Annotated in this window: 17 protein-coding genes; 11 read left to right on the forward strand and 6 right to left on the reverse strand. The window is 66.0% G+C overall.

Annotated elements, in window-relative coordinates:
* Positions 1-50 precede the first annotated feature (50 nt).
* The 3 genes from RCH21_RS05070 (at position 51) to RCH21_RS05080 (ending at position 5,421) form a co-directional block, all read left to right on the forward strand.
* Complete coding sequence (locus RCH21_RS05070; protein ID WP_326963460.1) at positions 51-1,547, forward strand: aldehyde dehydrogenase family protein; 1,497 nt, start codon at positions 51-53, stop codon at positions 1,545-1,547.
* Positions 1,548-3,185 carry a GMC family oxidoreductase gene (locus RCH21_RS05075; RefSeq protein WP_326963461.1) on the forward strand — a complete coding sequence of 546 codons (1,638 nt, stop codon included), beginning with the start codon at positions 1,548-1,550 and terminating at the stop codon, positions 3,183-3,185.
* A 631-nt stretch (positions 3,186-3,816) separates the two neighbouring features.
* Positions 3,817-5,421, forward strand: a complete 1,605-nt coding sequence (locus tag RCH21_RS05080; protein WP_326963784.1) for an APC family permease — start codon at positions 3,817-3,819, stop codon at positions 5,419-5,421.
* A gap of 595 nt (positions 5,422-6,016) precedes the next feature.
* Here RCH21_RS05080 and RCH21_RS05085 read toward each other — a convergent pair.
* On the reverse strand, positions 6,017-6,229 hold the full coding sequence (locus RCH21_RS05085) for a hypothetical protein (RefSeq protein ID WP_326963462.1): 213 nt from the start codon (positions 6,227-6,229) through the stop codon (positions 6,017-6,019).
* Between the two features lie 131 nt (positions 6,230-6,360).
* The gene (locus RCH21_RS05090; protein WP_326963463.1) at positions 6,361-6,741 is read right to left on the reverse strand and encodes a bifunctional 3-phenylpropionate/cinnamic acid dioxygenase ferredoxin subunit; all 381 of its coding nucleotides are present in this window, start codon (positions 6,739-6,741) and stop codon (positions 6,361-6,363) included.
* A 260-nt stretch (positions 6,742-7,001) separates the two neighbouring features.
* Between RCH21_RS05090 and RCH21_RS05095 the strand changes: the two genes are divergently transcribed.
* Positions 7,002-8,258 (forward strand): NAD(P)/FAD-dependent oxidoreductase, encoded by a 1,257-nt coding sequence (locus RCH21_RS05095; RefSeq protein ID WP_326963464.1) that lies wholly within the window; start codon positions 7,002-7,004, stop codon positions 8,256-8,258.
* A gap of 84 nt (positions 8,259-8,342) precedes the next feature.
* Positions 8,343-9,479, forward strand: coding sequence for an aromatic ring-hydroxylating oxygenase subunit alpha (locus RCH21_RS05100; protein WP_326963465.1), 1,137 nt, complete (start codon positions 8,343-8,345; stop codon positions 9,477-9,479).
* Between the two features lie 51 nt (positions 9,480-9,530).
* Here the strand turns inward: RCH21_RS05100 and RCH21_RS05105 are convergent, their stop codons facing one another.
* Positions 9,531-10,358 carry an IclR family transcriptional regulator gene (locus tag RCH21_RS05105; RefSeq protein WP_326963466.1) on the reverse strand — a complete coding sequence of 276 codons (828 nt, stop codon included), beginning with the start codon at positions 10,356-10,358 and terminating at the stop codon, positions 9,531-9,533.
* Between the two features lie 211 nt (positions 10,359-10,569).
* Between RCH21_RS05105 and RCH21_RS05110 the strand changes: the two genes are divergently transcribed.
* Together RCH21_RS05110 and clpB are read left to right on the forward strand one after the other, a co-directional pair.
* Complete coding sequence (locus RCH21_RS05110) at positions 10,570-11,040, forward strand: sarcosine oxidase subunit gamma (protein ID WP_326963467.1); 471 nt, start codon at positions 10,570-10,572, stop codon at positions 11,038-11,040.
* A 135-nt stretch (positions 11,041-11,175) separates the two neighbouring features.
* Positions 11,176-13,800, forward strand: coding sequence for an ATP-dependent chaperone ClpB (gene clpB, locus RCH21_RS05115; RefSeq protein ID WP_326963468.1), 2,625 nt, complete (start codon positions 11,176-11,178; stop codon positions 13,798-13,800).
* A gap of 63 nt (positions 13,801-13,863) precedes the next feature.
* On the opposite strand, the gene RCH21_RS05120 is transcribed toward clpB, so the two are convergent.
* A complete protein-coding gene (locus RCH21_RS05120; RefSeq protein WP_326963469.1) occupies positions 13,864-14,667 on the reverse strand; it encodes a septum formation family protein in 804 nt (267 codons plus the stop codon).
* Between the two features lie 293 nt (positions 14,668-14,960).
* Here RCH21_RS05120 and RCH21_RS05125 point away from each other — a divergent pair, with 293 nt between their 5' ends.
* Complete coding sequence (locus RCH21_RS05125; protein WP_120147342.1) at positions 14,961-15,200, forward strand: DUF3073 domain-containing protein; 240 nt, start codon at positions 14,961-14,963, stop codon at positions 15,198-15,200.
* Positions 15,201-15,275: 75 nt separating this feature from the next.
* Here the strand turns inward: RCH21_RS05125 and RCH21_RS05130 are convergent, their stop codons facing one another.
* Both RCH21_RS05130 and RCH21_RS05135 read right to left on the reverse strand, forming a co-directional pair.
* Positions 15,276-16,436: an ROK family transcriptional regulator gene (locus RCH21_RS05130; RefSeq protein ID WP_326963470.1), complete on the reverse strand. Its 1,161-nt coding sequence runs from the start codon at positions 16,434-16,436 to the stop codon at positions 15,276-15,278.
* An 84-nt stretch (positions 16,437-16,520) separates the two neighbouring features.
* Entirely contained in the window at positions 16,521-17,579 is a 1,059-nt protein-coding gene (locus RCH21_RS05135) for a LacI family DNA-binding transcriptional regulator (protein ID WP_326963471.1), read from the reverse strand.
* Between the two features lie 164 nt (positions 17,580-17,743).
* Here RCH21_RS05135 and RCH21_RS05140 point away from each other — a divergent pair, with 164 nt between their 5' ends.
* Genes RCH21_RS05140 through RCH21_RS05150 form a run of 3 tightly spaced genes read left to right on the forward strand, consistent with a single transcriptional unit; the run spans position 17,744 to position 20,820 of the window.
* On the forward strand, positions 17,744-19,045 hold the full coding sequence (locus tag RCH21_RS05140) for an extracellular solute-binding protein (RefSeq protein WP_120147339.1): 1,302 nt from the start codon (positions 17,744-17,746) through the stop codon (positions 19,043-19,045).
* A gap of 9 nt (positions 19,046-19,054) precedes the next feature.
* On the forward strand, positions 19,055-20,002 hold the full coding sequence (locus tag RCH21_RS05145) for a carbohydrate ABC transporter permease (RefSeq protein WP_120147338.1): 948 nt from the start codon (positions 19,055-19,057) through the stop codon (positions 20,000-20,002).
* Positions 20,002-20,820 carry a carbohydrate ABC transporter permease gene (locus RCH21_RS05150; protein WP_326963472.1) on the forward strand — a complete coding sequence of 273 codons (819 nt, stop codon included), beginning with the start codon at positions 20,002-20,004 and terminating at the stop codon, positions 20,818-20,820. Before RCH21_RS05145 ends, RCH21_RS05150 begins: the two co-directional genes overlap by 1 nt.
* The last annotated feature ends 1 nt before the right edge of the window (position 20,821 follow it).

Below are 20,821 nucleotides of genomic sequence, written 5' to 3' on the forward strand. Positions count from 1 at the left end.
AAGCGGGGCCGTCGCTGCATCACCGAAGCCGTACTACTCAAGGAGACACATTGACCGATACCGCAGCCACTTTGTTCATCGACGGCTCATGGGAGCCGGCCGCGTCCGGCGCGGTGCGGCAGATCCGCAATCCGGCCGACGGCGAACTGGTCGCCACCGTGTCCGAGGCCGGCCGGGAGGATGCCGAGCGCGCCATCGCTGCGGCCCGGACAGCCTTCGACTCCGGTGTTTGGTCCTCGGTACCGGCGCCCGAGCGCGGCGCCTTCCTCCTCAGGGTCGCCGCGGAACTGCGGAACCGCCGCGAGAAGTTCGCCCGCGCCGAATCACTGGACACCGGCAAGAGGATCATCGAGAGCCGGATCGACATGGACGATATCGCCGCGTGTTTCGAATACTTTGGAAGGCTCGCGGGCCAGCAGTCGGGTCGCGTGGTCGATGCAGGGAACCCCGTCGTCATCAGCAGGATCGTGTACGAGCCAGTGGGTGTCTGCGGCCTGATCACGCCCTGGAACTACCCCCTGCTTCAAGCCGCCTGGAAGATCGCCCCGGCGCTGGCCGCCGGTTGTACCTTCGTCCTCAAGCCCTCCGAGCTGAGCCCGTCCACCGCCATCCTGACCATGCAGCTGCTGCAGGACCTGGGCCTGCCGGACGGCGTCGCCAACCTCGTGACGGGCCCCGGCGCCGAGGCGGGCGCGCCCCTCTCGGAACACCCCGACGTCGACCTGGTCTCCTTCACCGGGGGTCTGGAGACCGGCAAGCGTATTGCCGCTGCTGCCGCCGGTACCGTGAAGAAGGTGGCCCTGGAGCTCGGCGGCAAGAACCCCAACGTGGTGTTCGCCGACGCGGACTTTGACTCCGCCGTGGACAACGCACTGAACGGGGCATTCGTGCACTCCGGTCAGGTCTGTTCCGCCGGAGCGCGGCTGGTGGTGGAGGAATCGATCGCCGAGCGCTTCGTCGACGAACTGGTCCGCCGCGCGCAGGACATCCGCATCGGTGGCCCGTTCGACGAGGCTGCGGAAACCGGACCTCTGATCTCCGCGGCCCACCGCGAGAAGGTATCCACCTACGTCCAGCGTGGGGTGGAGGAGGGTGCACGGCTGCGGTGCGGCGGTGCGGCACCCGAAGGGGAGAAGTACGACGCCGGGTTCTACTATCAGCCGACCATCCTCGACCGCGTGCAGAGGGGAATGTCCGTCGTCGTCGACGAAGCCTTCGGCCCGGTGGTGACCGTCGAGACCTTTCGTACCGAAGAGGAGGCGGTGGCAACCGCCAACGACACCATCTACGGGCTGGCCGGGGCGGTCTGGACGCAGGACGCCGGGAAGGCGCAGCGCGTCGCCAACCGGCTGCGGCACGGCACGGTCTGGATCAACGACTACCACCCCTACCTGCCACAGGCCGAATGGGGCGGCTTCGGCCAGTCCGGCGTTGGCCGCGAGCTCGGGCCGACCGGCCTCGCCGAGTATCAGGAAGCCAAGCACATCTACCAGAACATCACCCCGCAAGTGACCGGCTGGTTCGCCGACCACGGTAAGGAGAACTAGATGCATATCGACAACATCGAGAACCTCGACGACCGCGAGTTCGACTACATCATCGTCGGCGGTGGATCCGCCGGAGCTGCAGTCGCTGCCCGGCTGAGCGAGGACCCGGCCGTGTCCGTCGCGCTGGTGGAAGCCGGCCCGGATGACCGCGGCGTACCCGAGGTCCTGCAGCTCGACCGCTGGATGGAGCTGCTGGAATCCGGCTACGACTGGGACTACCCGATCGAACCGCAGGAGAATGGCAACTCCTTCATGCGCCACGCCCGTGCCAAGATCATGGGTGGCTGCTCCAGCCATAACTCCTGCATCGCTTTCTGGGCCCCGCGTGAGGACTTGGACGAGTGGGAGTCCAAGCACGGCGCCACCGGCTGGAATGCTGGGTCCGCGTGGCCGCTATACCAGCGGCTGGAAACCAACGAGGACGCCGGTGCGGACGCGCCGCACCACGGTGACTCGGGCCCCGTGCATTTGATGAACGTGCCTCCAGCAGATCCCACCGGCGTCGCGCTCCTCGACGCCTGTGAACAGGTCGGCACTCCGCGCGTGAAGTTCAACACCGGCACTACCGTGATCAACGGCGCCAACTTCTTCCAGATCAACCGCCGGGCGGATGGCACCCGTTCCTCCAGCTCAGTCTCCTACATCCACCCGATCATCGAGCGCGAGAACTTCACACTGCTGACAGGACTGCGCGCACGCCGACTGGTGTTCGATGCGGACAAACGCTGTACCGGAGTCGAGATCGTCGACTCCGCATTCGGCCGGACCCATCTGCTCTCCGCGCGTCTCGAGGTCGTCCTCTCGACCGGCGCCATCGACTCACCCAAGCTGCTCATGCTTTCCGGTGTCGGCCCCGCCGCCCATCTCGCCGGGCACGGCATCGAGGTCCTGGTTAATTCGCCCGGCGTGGGCGAGAACCTGCAGGACCACCCCGAGGGGGTCGTGCAGTTCGAAGCCAGGCAGCCGATGGTGCAGACCTCTACGCAGTGGTGGGAGATCGGCATCTTCACCTCTACGGAGGACGGCCTGGACCGCCCGGACCTAATGATGCACTACGGTTCGGTCCCGTTCGATCTGAATACCCTGCGGTACGGCTACCCCACCACGGAGAACGGCTTCAGCCTCACCCCGAACGTCACGCATGCCCGCTCCCGCGGCACCGTCCGGCTGCGCAGCCGGGATTTCCGCGACAAGCCCGTCGTCGACCCGCGGTACTTCACCGATGCGGGGGGCCACGACATGCGCGTCATGGTCGCCGGTATCCGCAAGGCCCGGGAGATCGCCGCCCAACCTGCCATGGCCCCTTGGGCCGGCCGTGAGCTCTCTCCCGGCATTGAGGCTCAGACCGACGATGAACTGCAGGATTACATCCGCAAGACGCACAACACCGTCTACCATCCCGTCGGCACGGTGCGCATGGGCGCCGTGGACGACGATTCGTCACCGCTCGACCCTGAGCTGCGGGTCAAGGGCGTCACCGGCCTGCGCGTGGCTGATGCTTCGGTCATGCCTGAACACATAACGGTGAACCCCAACATCACCGTCATGATGATCGGAGAACGATGCGCGGACCTCATCCGAGCTTCCCGAACCGGCGCAACAACAGCGGAGACGCACCTCGCCGTAGCTCCTGCCTGACCTGCGGGCATCGATAGCGGTTCAGCTCACGTCAAGCGTTTCTGATGGAAGGGGCTCATCCTCCTTCCACCAGAGGCGCCTGCATACGAGCAGGTCCATGCTCATGAACTTGAACATTTGTTGACGCGACCGTTACACCAAGGCCTTGAACACATGTTCAATGCGAACTAGTCTGCATCGTATGAGTCAGGTCACACCGAACCCAGCCCGCACAAAAGTGGGTTCGGCGGATCCTGTTCCCGCTACCCCTGGGAATAGGTCGACCACATAATCGGGCAGGCATTGCTGAAGGTGCCGGGGATCGTCGGATACACCGGGCCTGGGTGATCGCGGACGACGATCCGGGCCGCTCCACCGGTGCGGTCCGAACGTCGCACACAGCCTGACGAGTACCGCGAGGCCGGTACATCCGCCAGGACGTCGCAACCAGGCTGGTTAAATCCCATTCCGTAAGAAGCGGGCGCAGGCACAGGGGCCAGGCAAAAACAGAGGCGTAACCGCGGGGACCAGAACTTGGTCGTAGCCGTCGAGTTCACCTGCGTCCAATGGCGACCGCGGTTCATCACCATCGTGCTTTTCCGATCTAGGAGTTCAGATAGTGGAACGCAGCAAGAGTATTGATACGAGCGGCATGCACGAGTTCGGCTACGCCCAGACACTGGATCGGAGCATCGGCAAATTCGCCAGTTTCGCCGCCGGCGTCAGCTACATCTCCATCCTCACCGGTGTTTTCCAACTGTTCTACTTCGGTTATTCCATGGCCGGCCCGGCCTACGCGTGGTCCTGGCCGCTCGTTTTCGCAGGCCAGCTGATGGTGGCGCTGTGCTTCGCCGAATTGGCGGGCCGCTACCCGGTGGCTGGTTCGGTCTACAACTGGGCCAAACAGCTCACCTCCGGAACCTGGTCCTGGCTGGCAGGTTGGCTGCTGCTGATCTCCTCGACCATGGCACTGGGAGCCGTCGCTCTGGCGCTGCAGCTCACTCTGCCGCAGATCTGGTCAGGGTTCCAGATCGTCGGGGACGGTACCGGCCCGCTTGATTTCGCCATCAACGGCGTCCTGCTGGCTACTGTCCTGATCACCATCTCCACCCTCATCAACGCCTTCGGCGTCAGGCTGATGACCAAGATCAACAGCATCGGCGTCTTCATAGAGCTCACCGCTGCCGTGCTCCTCATCTTGGCCCTCGGATGGCACGTAGTGCGCGGGCCGGGGGTCCTTTTCGACACCGCAGGCTTCGGCGAGAACCATGACCTCGGCTTTTTCGGGGTATTCCTGATCGGCGCCATGGCCTCCGGCTACGTGATGTACGGATTCGACACCGCCAGTTCCCTCGGTGAGGAAACGAAGAACCCCAAGAAGACCGCCCCCAAAGCTATTCTCCGAGCAATCACGGCGTCCTTCGTGCTAGGCGGCCTGATCCTCCTCGGTGGGCTCCTGGCCGCGCCGGACCTGAACGATCCCAAGCTGGGATCTGCCGACGGCGGCCTGCAGTACATCGTGCTATCCGTACTGGGCGGTCCGTTCGGAAAGGCCTTCCTGGTGTGCATCGTCGTGGCCATCAGTGTCTGCGCGCTCGCTGTCCACGCTGCCGCCATCCGCATGATGTTCGCTATGGCCCGAGACAACAACCTGCCCTTCAGCCGCCAGCTCAGCAAGGTGCACCCACAACGGAAGACGCCCACCGTCGCGGCCATCGTCATCGGAATCATCGCCATCATTCCGCTGATCGTTAACGTCTCCCAGCCGGCGATCTTCACAATCCTCTCCAGCATCAGCATTGTCCTGATCTACCTGTCCTACCTGCTGGTCACAGTGCCGCTGCTGCGGCGGCGTTTCAAGAAGATGTGGCCGCTTCCCGACACAGGGACGGACAACGGTGAATCTGAAGCAGGATTTAGTCTGGGCAAGTGGGGCCTCCCCGTGAACATCCTCGCGGTGCTCTGGGGCGGGGCCATGACCCTGAACCTGATCTGGCCGCGAACGGAGATCTACAACTCGGTCCCGCCCTTCGCGTGGTACCTGCAATGGGGCGGCGTCATGTTCGTGGCCGCCGTGACCATCGGCGGGGCACTGCTCTATCGTCTGCGGATCCGACACCGGACAGGAATCTTGGCCGAGCACGCTGCGGGCATCACCGGTCAATCGTCGCCAAGCTCCGCCCGAACCGGCACCTCAGCAGTTACTTCAATGGTGTCGGACTCAGACCGGACCAGAGCGGCGCGGCCCAGTGCATAGATTGTGAAGAGATCCCTTGGCATCCCTCCGCCGGTGTCCTCCGGTGGAGCGATGCTTGTTGGACATGTGATTAGGCGGGATGCAAAACCCCTTATTAGGGCCCTGCTCCTGACAGGTCATAGCTGTCTCTTGGCGGTTCATGTGGTACTCCCGATGTTCGGGTCCCCAATGCGACCTCAGAACCGAGCCAGTTGAGTTGTGGGGGAGCACCTTGGAACAAGGATCCTGTCCAAAACTTCGAGCCCTGCGCCCAGACTTCAACATGCAAGCAGATCTTCCCAGACTCTTTTCACGGAAACGCCATAATTCCGCCTGCATCGGGGGATTCCGCAGCTACTGCTACTCCCGTTGTTCGATCGCCGATAACCTTGCGTTATGACGGCGACATACTGACTTCCGAAGCAAATTAGGCGTGGCAGCACGATGGCACTGCCGGACAAGCAGCGTGAAGGCGTCTCCAAGACCACTCTGACGACGACAGCTTCCGTCACACCCCACGGCACGTCAGTACGCGCGGCAGTGGTTTGAGCGCTTCGCGCATGTAAAAACGTTGAGCCCTCACGACCGCACTGACGTGAACACCCTGCTCGAACAACTAGCTGGCGACTTCGATGGCGAATTCCATCCCGAAGTCCTTGGCGAGGGGAGCGAACGCCTCCGTGAGGAGCTCCGCGGTATGAGGTGTCGGCGAGGCGTCCGGCGCTCCGGCGGTGAAGGCGGTGCGTAGGTAGAAATTCCCGCTCACGTGGTCGTCGAACTGTTGGTGTTCCACGATGTCGAAACCGAGGTCCGCCAGGAATGCCGTCACGGCCCGGACGATGCCGGGTTACTCGGGGCAGGACAGTGTGAGGACGAATTCGGCGCGTCTGGTCCTGGTTGCCGTTGCGGCACCGGCCGTGGCAGTCGTGCTGCCCGCTGGTCGGCCCTCGACCAGGATGGTCACGACGTGCTCCTGGGTGCTGGCGTCAGTGTCGGTGTCGAGGCCATCGTGAGACCCGGGGGAAGGTTGGGTGCATCCTTCGATTCCGTGATCATGATGTCACCATCGATCACGGTGACGGCGTGGGAGCGGATCGGCAGCTTGGCAGGCGGGGCGTCGACGGCTCCGGTGCGGAGGTCGAACCTCGAGGCGTGAAGGGGACACTCGACCCAGCAGTCCTCGACCCAGCCGTCAGCGAGGGACGCGTCCTGATGGGTGCAGGTGTCGTCCAGGGCGAAAAGTTCGCCCTCCTCCGTGTGGAAGACGGCGATAGGGGGCGTCGTGTCCAACCGGAGCGCTTCCCCTGGTGCAAGTTCGCTGAGTGGACAAGCCTTGTGCACGCGGAACCTCTTCTCCATGGCCTACTGCGGGCGAATCGCGTCGAGCCACTCCGTACGGCGCTGTTCCGTACTGAACAACCGTGATCGCTATATGCAACAGGCTGGGCCAGTCCTCGTGCCCTGTCAAGACCGCCTCCTGCCGATGTGTCCTCCATCCCGTTCGGACCGCCACTTCACTCTTGACACTGTTATCCGATCCAAGGACGCTGTTGCATATAGCGATCAGTGTTGCGCAAAATGCGATCGAAGGATGTTGGTAGATGGAGACGCTGGCAATCGTAGGAGCTTCCCTGGCCGGCCTGTCCGCGGCCCGGGCAGCGCGCGCCCAGGGCTTCTCGGGTCGGCTTGTTCTGATCGGGGACGAGCCCCATCGGCCCTACGACCGGCCCCCGCTGTCCAAGGACTTCCTCCTCGGCAGGGTCCAGGCCGAGGACATCCTGCTGGAGTCGGACTCGGAGGAGCTGAGGGCCGAGTGGATGCTGGGGTCCGCAGCAGTGTTCCTGGATGTATCGTCACGAACCATCGCGCTCGACGACGGACGCACCGTCCAGGCGGACGGCATCGTCATCGCCACGGGTGCGAGGGCCCGCACGCTGCCCGCCCTCGTCGGCTCCGGCAATGTCCACACACTTCGAACCCTCACCGATGCGGAGAACCTGGCTTCCGCCCTGGTGTCCGGAAACAGGATGGCAGTCATCGGTGCCGGTTTCATCGGTGCTGAAGTTGCCGCGGCGGCCGCCTCGCGGGGCATGCAGGTGACCATCATCGATACCAAGCCCGTTCCGTTCAGCGCCCAGCTCGGTGCGCAGATGGGCGCCCTGGTCGGCGGCCTCCATGCAGCGAACGGTGTGGAGTTGATCTCCTCCGCGGTGATCGAAGCCTTCGACGGCCACGAAGGCGGCGTCACCGGCATCCACCTGAAGGATGGACGTTACATCGCAACCGACGTCGTGGTCGTCGGCATCGGCGCCGAACCGAACATCGAATGGCTGGCAGGCTCAGGCGTGGACCTGGCCGGCGGGGTCCTGTGTGACTCCGAGGGGCGCACCAGCGTTCCCGGAATCGTGGCGGTGGGTGATTGTGCCGCGTGGCTCGACCCCGCAACCGGTTGCCACCACCGCATGGAGCATTGGACCGGGGCCTTCGAGCGCGCAGCCCTCGCGGTCGAAACGCTCCTGGACCCCGAAGCGCAACCGAAGCCGGTCAAACCACACTATTTCTGGTCCGATCAGTACGGGGTCAAGCTTCAATTCGCCGGCGACTCCACGGGTTACGATCGGCTGGAGATCGAGGCCGGCGAGATGGACGCCTACAGCTGCCTCGCCGTCTACTACCAGGCGGATGCGCCGGTTGCAGTCCTGGCCTTGAACCAGCCGCGGCTGTTCGGCCGATGGCGTCGAAGCCTCCCGGTTCGGGCGCAGGGAACTCCTGCCCGGCCGGCTTCGCCCCCGACCGCCCCGCTGCCGGGGTGGGAGAGCGGGGTAGCGGCTCGCACGGATGCTCCCGCGCTGGTGTGACCGACGCCGCGCACCTGCACTCCTTCCGTCCTGACCGGTTCCGCCCCCATCCAGCTGTTCGTATCTGTTCGTGAGGAGAACGAGTTGTCCGTTGAACTGACCACCCCGAGCCTGATCCCGACCCTTCCGGGGTACACCTATGTGGACGAGGGGATCTTCCGGGCCGAGCAAAAACGGATCTTCGAGCAGATGTGGTTCTGTGCCGTCCGTTCCGCCGATCTGGACAGGCCGGGCGCCTGGCGGACAGTCCAGATCGGGCGCGAGAGCGTCCTGATCAGCCGCACCCGGAAAGGTGGGATCCGCGCCTTCTACAACGTGTGCCGGCACCGCGGCGTGAAACTCCGCATGGAGGAACAGGGGGTAGCTGCCCGGTCGTTCCAGTGCCCGTACCACGCCTGGACCTACGACTTCGACGGCAGGCTCATCGCGGCGCCCAATCTGACCAAGATGCCGGACATTGACCGGGACGAATACGGCCTGGTGAAGGTGCATATCCGTGAATACCTCGGTTATGTATGGGTCTGCCTGGCTGATGAGCCGCCGTCATTCGAGCTGGACGTCATGGGCGCCATCGAGGAGCGGCTCGGCGATCTCAAAGCGATCGAAGGATACGACGTCGCCAACCTCAGTCTGGGCCGGCGGGTCCGCTACGAGGTGAAGGCGAACTGGAAGCTCATCATCGAGAACTTCATGGAGTGCTACCACTGCGCCACCATCCACCCGGAGCTGACGGAGGTGCTGCCGGAGTTCGCCGATGGACTGGCAGCGCAGTACTTCGTGGGACACGGCGCCGACTTCGGCGACGACATCAAGGGCTTCACGGTGGACGGCTCCGAAGGACTCGACCGCATTCCGGGGATCGATGAGGACCAGGACCGCCGTTACTACGCCATCACCATCAAACCTACGGTCTTCGTGAACCTGGTCCCGGACCATGTGATCATCCACCGCATGTTCCCCCTGGCCGCGGACCGCACCGTGGTGGAGTGTGACTGGCTGTACGTGCCCAGTGTCGTGGAAAGCGGCAAGGACGTCAGCGCGTCCGTGGAGCTGTTCCACCGTGTCAACCAGCAGGACTTCGACGCCTGCGAGCGCTGTCAGCCGGCCATGAGCTCGAAAGTGTATGCCAAGGGCGGTGTCCTGGTGCCCAGCGAACACCACATCGGAGCCTTCCATGACTGGGTGTCCGGCAAGGTAGGGGACATCACCCCGAGCTCCTGAACGCAGCCCCCGTGATGAACCCGGTGGTCGAACCTCCCGCTTGCGGGAGGCTCAACCACCGGCCATGCGGTCGGGTCCGGCATAACCCATCTTCGCGCTGATACGCAGCCCGGCTTGCTTCAGACCCTCGAGAAGCACAGGCGCCTCCTCGGGATCGAAGCGGAACGCAGGGCCCGAGACACTGACTGCACCGATCACGGTGCCCAGATGGTTGAAGATCGGAACCGCGGCCGCGTTCAGCCCGATCTCGAACTCCTCCCGGACGATCCCATAGCCGCTGCGGGCGACCTCCAGCAGCTCGGCTTCCAGCGCGTTCCTGTCGGTGATGGTCCGCGGAGTCCGAGCAGGCATCCCGATTCCCCCCAGCACCCGATCCCGCTCCTCTGCGGACAGCGCCGCCAGCAGCACTTTTCCACTGGACGTGGCGTGGAGCGGTGTCAGACTACCCACCCAGTCGAACGTCGCCAGGGTGGACGGCCCCATGGCCTGATCCAGATTGACGGCGTAGCCCGAGCGCAGGACGGCGAGATTGACCGTCTCCTTGAATTCCTCGGCCAGGCTCTCCAGCACTGGACGCGCCTCACGAACCAGCCCCAATCGCCCGGGAATCGAGCTCGCCAGTCTCAGGATGCCGAAACCCAGCTGGTACTTGCCGCGCTCGCTGTTCTGATAGACCATCTCCCGGCTCACGAGCGAACCCAGGAGCCGGGAGACCGTGGACTTGTGGATGCCCATCTCCTCGGCGATGTCGCTCACCCCGGCATGGCCGTCCCGCGCCAGGATCTCCAGGACCGCGAGTGCCCGGTCCACCGATTGCACGCCACCCTGCTGGCCTGTCTCCACATCGACGCCGACGTCGCGTTCATTGTTCGAAGCCATAGTTCATCCTCCCAGAGATCACAGGCCCCGAAATGACTGTCGTGCCCGGCCCCCGGGAGTGCCGCCGCGATGGTCACAGGACGGTCCGGATCTGCGCCTCGAACTCCTGGACGTGCCGCAGCATGATCGAGCTCGCCTTCTCGCAGTCGCCCTCCAGAACCGCCCCCAGCAGCGCGTCGCAGGCGTGCCGTGGCCCGATAGGTGCGGAGTAGTGACCGGCAGCGCGGACGCCGTCACGGTCCTGTGGCTCGGGCCCGACGAGTTCCTGCTCGTGAGCTCCGACGAAACCGTCATCCCCGAGGAACTCATCGACCGGCAGGACCGGGAGCCCGGAGCTCTGATCAGCCTGGCGACCCATCCGCTGACCGTGCGGATGAGCCGTGAGCTCGCCCGTGCCGGGTCCTTCGGCCAGGTCGTCGACCTGTCGGCTAACCGGACCACACTGGAGCTGTCCGGCCCCTCTGCGCGGGCGGTGCTGGAGAAGGGATGCCATGTGGATCTGCACCCTCGTGCGTTCGGTCCCGGGAAAGCTGTCTCCACCACACTCGGTCCGGTGCAGGTGGTGCTGTGGCAGGTCGGCGACCAGGAGTATCGGATCATGCCCCGTGCCTCTTTCGGCGACTACACCGTGAAGTGGCTGCTCGACGCGATGACGGAATTCACCGGCGCCGAGGTCACCTGACGGCCCTGTCCACCGCGCACCATCACGGTGTTCCGTGCGCGAAGGGCGGGGAATTTTTGTTCCGTCCGCAAAGTTGAGTCGAGTACACTCAATGTGACTGCCGGAACCCCTCGGCAGAACGGAAAGGAACCGCGCGTGGATACCAACTTCACCACCAAGAGCCGTGAGGTGCTGTCAGCTGCTGCAATGAACGCCTCCACGGCGGGCAACGCCCAGATCGATACGGCGCACTTCCTCAAGGCGCTCATGGACCAGCGGGACGGCATCGCCGTCGCCCTCCTGAAGGCAGCGGGAGTCGATCCGGACACGGTGAGCGTGCAGGCGAGCTCGGCGATCAAGGCCCTGCCGTCGTCGTCGGGTTCGTCCGTGGCGCAACCCCAGTTCTCCCGCGGCGCCCTGCAGCTGATCAGCTCCGCCCAGCAGGAGGCCGAGACCCTGGGTGACCAGTTCGTGTCCACCGAGCACCTCCTGCTGGGCCTGGCCGCCGATGGCGGGGCGGCGGGCAACATCCTTCGTTCCGTCGGGCTCACACGCGAGGCGCTGGCCTCCGCGCTGCCCGGTGTGCGGGGCGAGCGACGCGTGACCACACCCGACCCGGAGAACACCTTCCAGGCACTCGAGAAGTTCGGCGTCGACCTCACCGAGGTGGCCCGCAGCGGCAAGCTCGATCCCGTGATCGGACGCGACGCCGAGATCCGTCGCGTGGTGCAGGTGCTCAGCCGCCGCACCAAGAACAATCCGGTGCTCATCGGTGAGCCCGGCGTCGGCAAGACCGCGGTGGTCGAAGGGCTGGCCCAGCGCATGGTGGCGGGCGACGTGCCCGAGTCGCTGCGCGGCAAGAGGCTCATCAGCCTCGACCTCGCCTCGATGATCGCCGGTGCGAAGTACCGCGGGGAGTTCGAGGAGCGGCTCAAGGCCGTCCTCGAGGAGATCCGCTCGTCGAACGGCCAGGTGGTCACCTTCATCGACGAACTCCACACCGTGGTCGGAGCGGGTGCGTCGGAGGGGTCGATGGACGCCGGCAACATGCTCAAGCCGATGCTCGCCCGCGGAGAGCTGCGCCTGATCGGTGCCACCACGCTCGACGAGTACCGCGAGAACGTGGAGAAGGACCCGGCGCTGGAGCGCAGGTTCCAGCAGGTCTACGTGGGGGAGCCGTCCGTGCCGGACACGATCGGCATCCTGCGCGGGCTCAAGCAGCGCTACGAAGCGCACCACAAGGTGTCCATCGCGGACTCTGCGCTCGTCGCGGCAGCCACGCTGTCCCATCGGTACATCCCGGGCCGCCAGCTCCCGGACAAGGCCATCGACCTCGTCGATGAAGCCGCCTCGCGCCTGCGGATGGAGATCGACTCGGCACCGGTGGAGATCGACGAGCTGCGCCGGTCCCTCGAGCGCATGCACATGGAGGAGATGGCCCTCTCCCGTGAGAAGGACGAGGCGTCCGCCGAACGGTTGCAGGCGCTGCGTGCAGAGATGGCGGACCGGCAGGAGGAACTCGATGCGCTGAACGCGAGGTGGGAGGCCGAGAAGGCGGGCCTGAACCGCGTCGGTGACCTGAAGGCGTCGCTCGACGACCTGCGTTCGCACGCAGACCGCGCCCAGCGCGAGGGCGACCTCGAGACGGCGTCCCGCATCCTCTACGGGGAGATCCCGCAGGTGGAGCGCGAGCTCCGCGAGGCGCAGGCCGCAGAGGAGCAGACGGCCAGCACACCGGAGCTCATGGTCGCGGAGGAGGTCACGGCGAATGACATCGCCGAAGTGATCTCTGCCTGGACCGGCATCCCGGCCGGCCGCATGCTCCAGGGCGAGAGCGAGAAACTCCTCGCCATGGAACAGGCCATCGGTGCCCGCCTCATCGGTCAGCAGAAGGCGGTGGCCGCAGTGTCCGACGCCGTCCGCCGCGCCCGGGCAGGGGTGTCCGATCCCAACCGGCCCACCGGCTCGTTCCTGTTCCTGGGCCCCACGGGTGTGGGCAAGACGGAACTGGCGAAGGCGCTCGCGGACTTCCTGTTCGACGACGAGCGCGCGATGATCCGGATCGACATGTCCGAGTACTCCGAGAAGCACTCCGTGGCGCGCCTCGTCGGTGCTCCTCCGGGATACGTGGGCTACGAGGAGGGCGGCCAGCTCACGGAGGCCGTGCGGCGCAGGCCCTACAGCGTGGTGCTGCTCGACGAGGTGGAGAAGGCGCATCCCGAGGTCTTCGACCTGCTCCTGCAGGTGCTCGACGACGGTCGCCTGACGGACGGCCAGGGCCGGACGGTCGACTTCCGGAACGTCATCCTCGTGCTGACCTCGAACCTCGGCTCCCAGTTCCTCGTGGACCCGTCGCTCGACGAGGCCGCGAAGCGCTCGGCCGTCATGTCCGCGGTCAACGCGAACTTCCGGCCGGAGTTCCTCAACCGGCTGGACGACGTCGTGATCTTCGATCCGCTGGGCCTCGACGAGCTCTCGCGGATCGTCGACCTGCAGGTCCGGGCGCTGGGTGAGCGGCTGCACGACCGCCGGCTGACACTCGACGTCAGTGCGGCAGCCGGCGAGTGGCTCGCCCTCACCGGGTTCGACCCGGCGTACGGCGCCCGCCCGCTGCGCAGGCTCGTCCAGCGGGAGATCGGCGACCGGCTCGCGCGCGGCATCCTCGCCGGTGAGATCGTCGACGGGGACACCGTCGTGGTGGACCGCCGGGAGGTGGCCACGGATGCGCTCGGCGACGCCGGACCGGACACGGGCGGCCTGCTGGTGCACGCGGCCCGCTAGCCTGACGCACGAGGGGGAGGGGCCTTGCGGTTCCTCCCTCTCGTGCGTCCGGGGCCCGACCCGTCAGGGGTTGAGCAGGCTCTGCGTGAGCGTGTCGCCATTCTCGACGACGGCGAAGCAGTCCACCGTCCGGTCGCCATCTGCCCAGGTCTCGGCGGTGGGGGTGGCGCGGAGCAGCGTCACCTGCAGTTCCTGGGTGACGACGTCCGGGTTGATGTCCGCGGAGGCTGCGGCACAGGCGGCCTCGGCGCGGATGCCCAGCTGGTCGCGACCAGGGAATTGGGCGTCATCGGGATAGTCCTCGCTCGCCACGAGCTGCGCATTGTGGGCCTCCGTGCAGTCCACCAGGACGGCATCCTCGGTGATGCCCGCGAAGTCAGCGAGGCACTCACCGGCCGCGAGCGACGACGGGTCCACGCGCGCTTCATCATCCGCTCCGCCGAAGAGGGAGACGAGCAGCCAGATGAGGAGCCCGAGAAGGATGATTGCGCCGCCGATGATCAGCAGCAGCGGGAGGCGGGTGCCCGTGGACCGGGCGCGGTCACGCTTGGGGTGCTCTGCCGGTTCCTCGCCCGGGTCCGGAGGTGTCGGGATCCATCCGCCGCGGGCTGCCGCACCACCACTCTGGTCGAGCGCCGACGGCGAGGTGCTGCCCGATTCCGCAGGGTCCGTCGGTCGTGCCGGTCCCACGGACGCTGGGTCAATACCCGGGTACAGCCCAGGATCCCCCAGGCCCGGTTCACCGCCCTGCGGCGCGAAGGCGTAGGGGCCTCCGACGGGCTGGTGCTCCTCGGCGCCTTGCGTCGGCTCCGGCCCGGGCCCTGGCTCGTGGCCCGGACGCCGCGCTGCCTGCTCCTCATTGCTCATTGTGGGCCGCTGTCTCCTTGTAGTCCTCTTACTCGCCGTCGGGAGGCTCCGACGCGGTTTTGACTCTATCCAAGATCGACTGTCATCGGGTTCCACGGCGTCTCGGGCCAGCGCGTCCCCGGCCCCCTGCGTCCGGCTCCGGAGCGCCAGGGACAACCGGCATTCGGGTGGCCCTGAAAGCATGTAACCTATAGTTACGACAAATTGACCGAATAATCCGGGGCCTCGCTGCAGCCTTGGGCCTTTGTGCCCCAGTGACCACCTCCGGATCGACGCACAAAGGGGGTCACGCCATGGGGCGCGGCCGTCAAAAGGCAAAAGCTACCAAGCAGGCCCGGGATATGAAGTACTTCAGCCCGGCCACTGATTATTCGGCACTGCAGCGAGAGCTCACAGGCCCGGGTAGTCGTGCTTCGAGCCGACGTACCGAAGCTATCGAGCCAGTTGAACCTGACTACTCGGAGTATGCGGACAAGTACGCCGACGAGATCGACGACGACAGTGGGGGGAGCGGCTCACGCCGCATCGGCTGACCCAGGGTCTGCCGTTCTCCTGTGAACACACACGGCGCATCAGCCCGACAGGGCGATGCGCCGTTTGGTGTGCCCTCAGGCGGGCGAGGCGAGCAAGGGCCGGAAGGCCAGCTCGGCTGCACCGACCAGCAGCAGCTCGGGTCCGAGCGCGGCCCGGCGCACGTGGACCCTGCCGGCGAGGGATGCCTCGTTCACGGCATCCCCGAGGCTCTGGCCCGCGAAACCGACGAGGGAACCCAGGAAGCCGCCGAGAAGGATCAGCTCCGGGTCGAAGATGTTCACGAAGTCCACGAGAGCTACGGCCAGGAGTTCCACCTGGCGCTCCGCCTCGAGGCGGACGGCCTCGACGGGCCCGTCGGAGAGCACGATCTCCAGCGCTTCGATACCGCCGCCGTCGAGCCCCGCTGCGCCCAGCAGCCGTTCCAGCCGGACCTCCGCGTCGAGGCAGCCTGATCGGCCACAGTGGCACGGTGATCCGCCAGGACGAACGAGTGTGTGCCCCAGCTCGCCCCCGTACCCGCGGCTGCCCACCAGCTGGGCGCCTCCGGTCACGATTCCTCCACCGATGCCGCTCGCGCTGCCGTTGAGGTAGAGGGCGTCGGCCACACCGAGTGCGGCCCCGAAGATGCTCTCCGCGAGGGATCCGAGGGAGGCGTCGTTCGCGGCGACGGCAGGGAGCCCCAGCGCGTCGCCGAAAGGCCCCGTGAGGTCGGCGTCCTGCCACCCTAGGTGGGGTGCGACCAGGACGCGGCCGGTACCGGCATTGACCAGCCCGGGAAGCGCGATGCCGACGCCGAGCAGGCTGTCGAGGCCGGCGAGGAGGGGCCGCAGGTCGGACACGATGTCGAGGGTGAGCTGAACGGCGTCGTCGAGCGTCGGGACGCCCCGGGTCTCGCGGCGCACCCGTGCGTGCACCCGGCCGCCCAGGCCGACGACGCCGACCGTCAGCGCATCGATGTCGGGATTGACGGCGAGCACGGCCACACCGGGATTCACCTGCACGATCGGGCTCGGCCGACCGACCCGGCCACCGACGGCGGGCTCCGTCTCACGGACCAGGTTCCGCTCCGTGAGTGTGAGGACGAGGGCGCCGACCGTCGAACGGTTGAAGCCCGTGCGCCGTGTCAGTTCCGACCGGGACAACGGGCCGTACCGGTGCACCATTGTCAGGATCTGGGACAGGTTCTGTGCGCGAAGGCCCTCGGTGCCGTTCGCCACGCCGGGTAGTGACCGCACAGCCCTGGTTCTCCTTCGTCCTGCAGGAGCCTTCTGCGCACCTGGCCTGGCTCCCATCGTAACCAGCGGCGGAGGGTGCTTCTCTCAGGCCCGCTGCTGCGCTGCCCTCGTGGTCCGGGCGCTGCCGCTGGACGGAGCCGCCGTGCTCTGGCGCACCACGAGGCTGGTCGCGAGGTCGAGCCGCAGATTGTTGGGACGCTCGCCGTCGCGCAGGCGCAGGACCATCCGCGTTGCTTCCTCCGCCATCTGGATGAGCGGCTGGTGGACCGTCGTCAGGGCCGGGCTGGACCATTGCGCCAACTGCAGGTCGTCGTAGCCGACGATCGAGAGCTCATCGGGTACGCGGAGTCCGATCTGCCGGGCGGCGTCGAGTACGCCCAGGGCCTGGAGGTCGCTGCCGGCGAAGATCGCCGTCGGGGGGTGGGGACTGCGGAGCAACGAGAAGGCGTGGTCGCGTCCGCCGTCGACATGGAAGTTCCCGTACCGGATGAAGCCAGGAGGGATGGGCAGGGACGCCATGCCCATGGCCGATCGGTAACCGTCGATCCTGGCAAGGGAGCACATCATGTCCTCCGGACCGCTGATCGCGGCGATGCGTGTATGGCCGAGGTCGATGAGGTGGCGCGTGGCCATCATGCCGCCCGACCAGTTGGCGGAGCCCACGGAGGGGACGTCGGGGGACGGGTCCCCTGCAGGATCGATGATGACGAAGGGGATCGACCGCGAGTCGAGTTTGTTCCGGAAGTCCTGTGGCAGGTCGGAGAAGACGAGGACGACGCCGGCGGGGCGGCGCGCCATGACGCCCTCGATCCATTCTGAACCGGGGGCATGGCGCGTACCGGTCTCGGTCAGCACCACGCTCAGGCCGTGCTCGCGTGCCACGTTCTCCACGCCGCGGATGAGTTCGAGCGCCCAGGCGCTCTCGAGCTCGTGGAACACGAGTTCGACGAGTCCCGCCCTGGCTACCGAGACCTTCCGCCGCCTGTAGCCGTGCTCCTCGAGGAGCTCCTCAACTTTCGCCCGTGTTTTCGGCGACACGTCGGTCCGCCCGTTGAGCACCTTGGAGACCGTGGAAAGGGAAACGCCGGCCACCGTTGCGAGCTGGGCGAGTGTGACGCGCGGTTCTTCCGCCGGAATCGACATGCCCCACAGCCTACCCCTGCGGCGCGCGGCGCCCGCGAAGCCATTGACCGCGAAATGTGACCGGCTGCACATCTGGCCTTGCGCATCCCGGCAACTGCTACGTAGACTCAGCGCATCACATAACTTTCGACGGAATCGTCGAAACTTTCGAGAGGCGTTCAACGATGAACAACCGAACCTGGATGTCCCGCAGCCTTGCGGGCACCGCGGTCATGATGCTGGGCTTCACCCTTGCGGGATGCGGCGGCGGAGGCGGCGACGCGTCCGGTCGGCCCGAGAACGAGCTTCACCTGGCGGTCTACGGAGATGCCAGCAACAAGGTCGAGCAGGCCATGGTCGACACGTTCAATGAGACCTCCGACGTCAAGATCGTGCTCGATACGATCCCCGGCGCGGACTACCAGACCAAGCTGCAGACCATCATCGACACCGACTCGGCTCCGGACATCTTCTTCAACTGGGGCGGAGGAAGCATCGCGAATTTCGTCGAGGCGGATCTGCTGATGCCCCTCGACGACCTCATCGAGGAGGACCCCCAGCTGAAGGAAGCCTTCCTGCCGTCCGTCTTCGAGACGGCCGTGGTCGACGACAAGAGCTACGGTATCCCGATGCGTGGCACGCAGCCCGTGATGCTCTTCAACAACTCCGAGGTGTTGCAGCAGGCCGGCATCGATGCACCCCCCGCCACGTGGGACGAACTGCTGGAGGACGTCGAGAAGCTGAAGGCGGCCGGTGTTACGCCCATCGCACTCGGCGGCGCAGACCAGTGGCCCACCCAGATGTGGTTCCAGTACGTCTTCGACCGCGTCGCGGGTGAGGGCCTCTTCCAGGCCGCGCTCGACGGCGACACCGAGGTGTGGGACTCCGAGGAGAGCCGCGAGGCGCTCGGCAAGCTGCGGGAACTGATCGACGCAGGTGCCTTCGGCACCAACTTCGACTCCGTGAAGTTCACCGACGGCGGGTCTCCCACCCTGCTCTCCAGCGGCCGGGCCGGCTTCGAGCTCATGGGCTCATGGGCGTACGCGACGCATCTGGATGCCAACCCCGAGTTCGCCGAGAACGTGCTCGGTTACAGCGAGTTCCCGGCGATCGAAGGCGGAGAGGGCGATCCCGACAACCTCGCGGGCAACACCAACAACTTCTACTCGATCCACAAGGACACCCGGTACCCCGAGGAGGCAGCCGAGTTCCTGAAGTTGATGTACTCCGACGAGTTCGTGCAGGAGCAGATCGCCATCGGCAACCTGCCCACCACCACCAACACCGAGGAATTCCTCGGCGAGGCCTCCAACCCGGAGTACGCCAAGTACCAGTTCGACCTCGTGAAGGAAGCGCCCCACTTCCAGCTCTCCTGGGACCAGGCCTACCCTCCCGAGGCGACAGTGACCATCCATACCGCCGTGGCGCAGTTCTTCAGCGGCCAGATCGATGAAGACGGCTTCATCAAGGCCATGCAGAGCCTCTAGGACATCACCATGACAACGCTTGCTACGCGCAGGCAGGCAGCGCCGGGCGGCTCCACCACGAGCCGCCCGGCCCGCTCGGGCGCCTCGTCCGTGGGACGCCCCGGTTTCGCCTGGGCCCTGCCCGCCACCATCTTCTTCGCCCTCTTCGCCCTCGTGCCGCTCGCCGCGGTCGCCGTCCTGTCCTTCACCTCGTGGAGCGGGCTCGGTGACCCGGAATTCGTCGGGTTCGAGAACTGGGAGACGCTGATCGCCGATCCGGTGATGCTGAAAAGCCTCTGGCTCAGCCTGCTGTTCATCGTCCTCGGCGTCGTGACCCAGACGCCGCTGAGCATCCTGCTCGGGGTGTGGGCCGCCGGCAACCAGCGCAACCGCGCAATCCTCAGTGCCATCTACTTCATCCCGCTGTTGCTGTCCTCGGCGGCGATCTCCGTCCTCTGGCGGGCACTGCTGGATCCCAACTTCGGGATACCGGGCCAGCTCTCCTGGCTCTTCGGTGACGGCAACCTGCTCGGCACGCAGTCCGGCGCGATCGGCGTGCTCATCTTCGTGGGCATGTGGCAGTTCACTCCGTTCCACACCCTGATCTACCAGGGTGCAGCGAAGGGTATTCCGACCGTGCTGTACCAGGCGGCGGCGATCGACGGAGCGGGGACGATGCGCCAGTTCTTCGCCATCACCCTGCCGCAACTGCGCAACACGGCCATCACCTCGATCATCCTGATGGTGGTCGGCGGGTTGACGACCTTCGAGACGGTCCTGATCCTGACCAACGGCGGACCCGGTACCGACACCACGATCACCGCCTTCTACATGTACCAGGAGGCGTTCCAGAGCTTCGACTTCGGTGTAGGCAGCGCGATCGCCCTGGTGCTCGTCGTCGTCGCGACCTTGATCTCCCTCGTGGTGGTCAAGGTGTCCGGCTACGACAAGATGAACAGCTCGCTGGAAGGCCTCTGATGAAGACCCGTCCCAATTACGCCGCCGGCATCGGCTCGTTCGTCTGGCTGCTGATCGTCGCCATCCCGCTGTACGTGATGATCTCGGGCACGTTCCAGACGAGGGAGGAGTTCGGCGACAACGGTCCGCTGTCCTTCCCCACGAGCTTCACGCTGCAGAACTACGCTGACGCGATCACGAGCGGTTTCGGCCGGTACTTCCTCAACACCGTCGTGGTGACGGTCGGCGTCGTCGCGATCGTCCTCCTGCTCGTCCCGCCGCTGAGCTACGCGATCGTGCGCAGCCGAAGCAAGGGGGCGTCGTTCGTGTTCCGCTTCTTCCTCCTGGGCCTCGCGATCCCCGCGCAGGCCGTGATCGTCCCGGTGTTCTACCTGATCAACGCCGTAGGGCTCTATGACAACCTGCTCGGAATCATCCTCCCCACCGCGGCGTTCGCGCTGCCCATCTGCACGCTGATCCTCAGTGGCACCATGCGGGACATCACAGGCGAGCTGTACGAGGCGATGGCGATGGACGGCGCGAGTCCTGCGCGGGCCTTCTTCCGGCTGGTGCTGCCGCTGTCCAAGGGAGGCATCTCCACGATCGCCGTCTTCTCGGCGCTGCAGGCCTGGAACGGCTTCCTGTTCCCCCTGATCCTCACCCAGTCCGAGAGCACCCGCGTGGTGACCCTCGGGCTGTTCAACTTCCAGACCCAGTACGGCATCAACATCCCGGGGCTGCTGGCCGCGGTGACGCTCTCGATGGTGCCCGTCCTGCTCGTCTACCTGTTCGCGCGCCGCGCGCTTGTCCAGGGCCTCATGGGCGCTGGCGGAAAGTGAC

The sequence above is a fragment of the Arthrobacter sp. PL16 genome, from assembly GCF_035985055.1.
In the GTDB taxonomy this organism is placed as follows: Bacteria; Actinomycetota; Actinomycetes; order Actinomycetales; family Micrococcaceae; genus Arthrobacter_D; species Arthrobacter_D cheniae.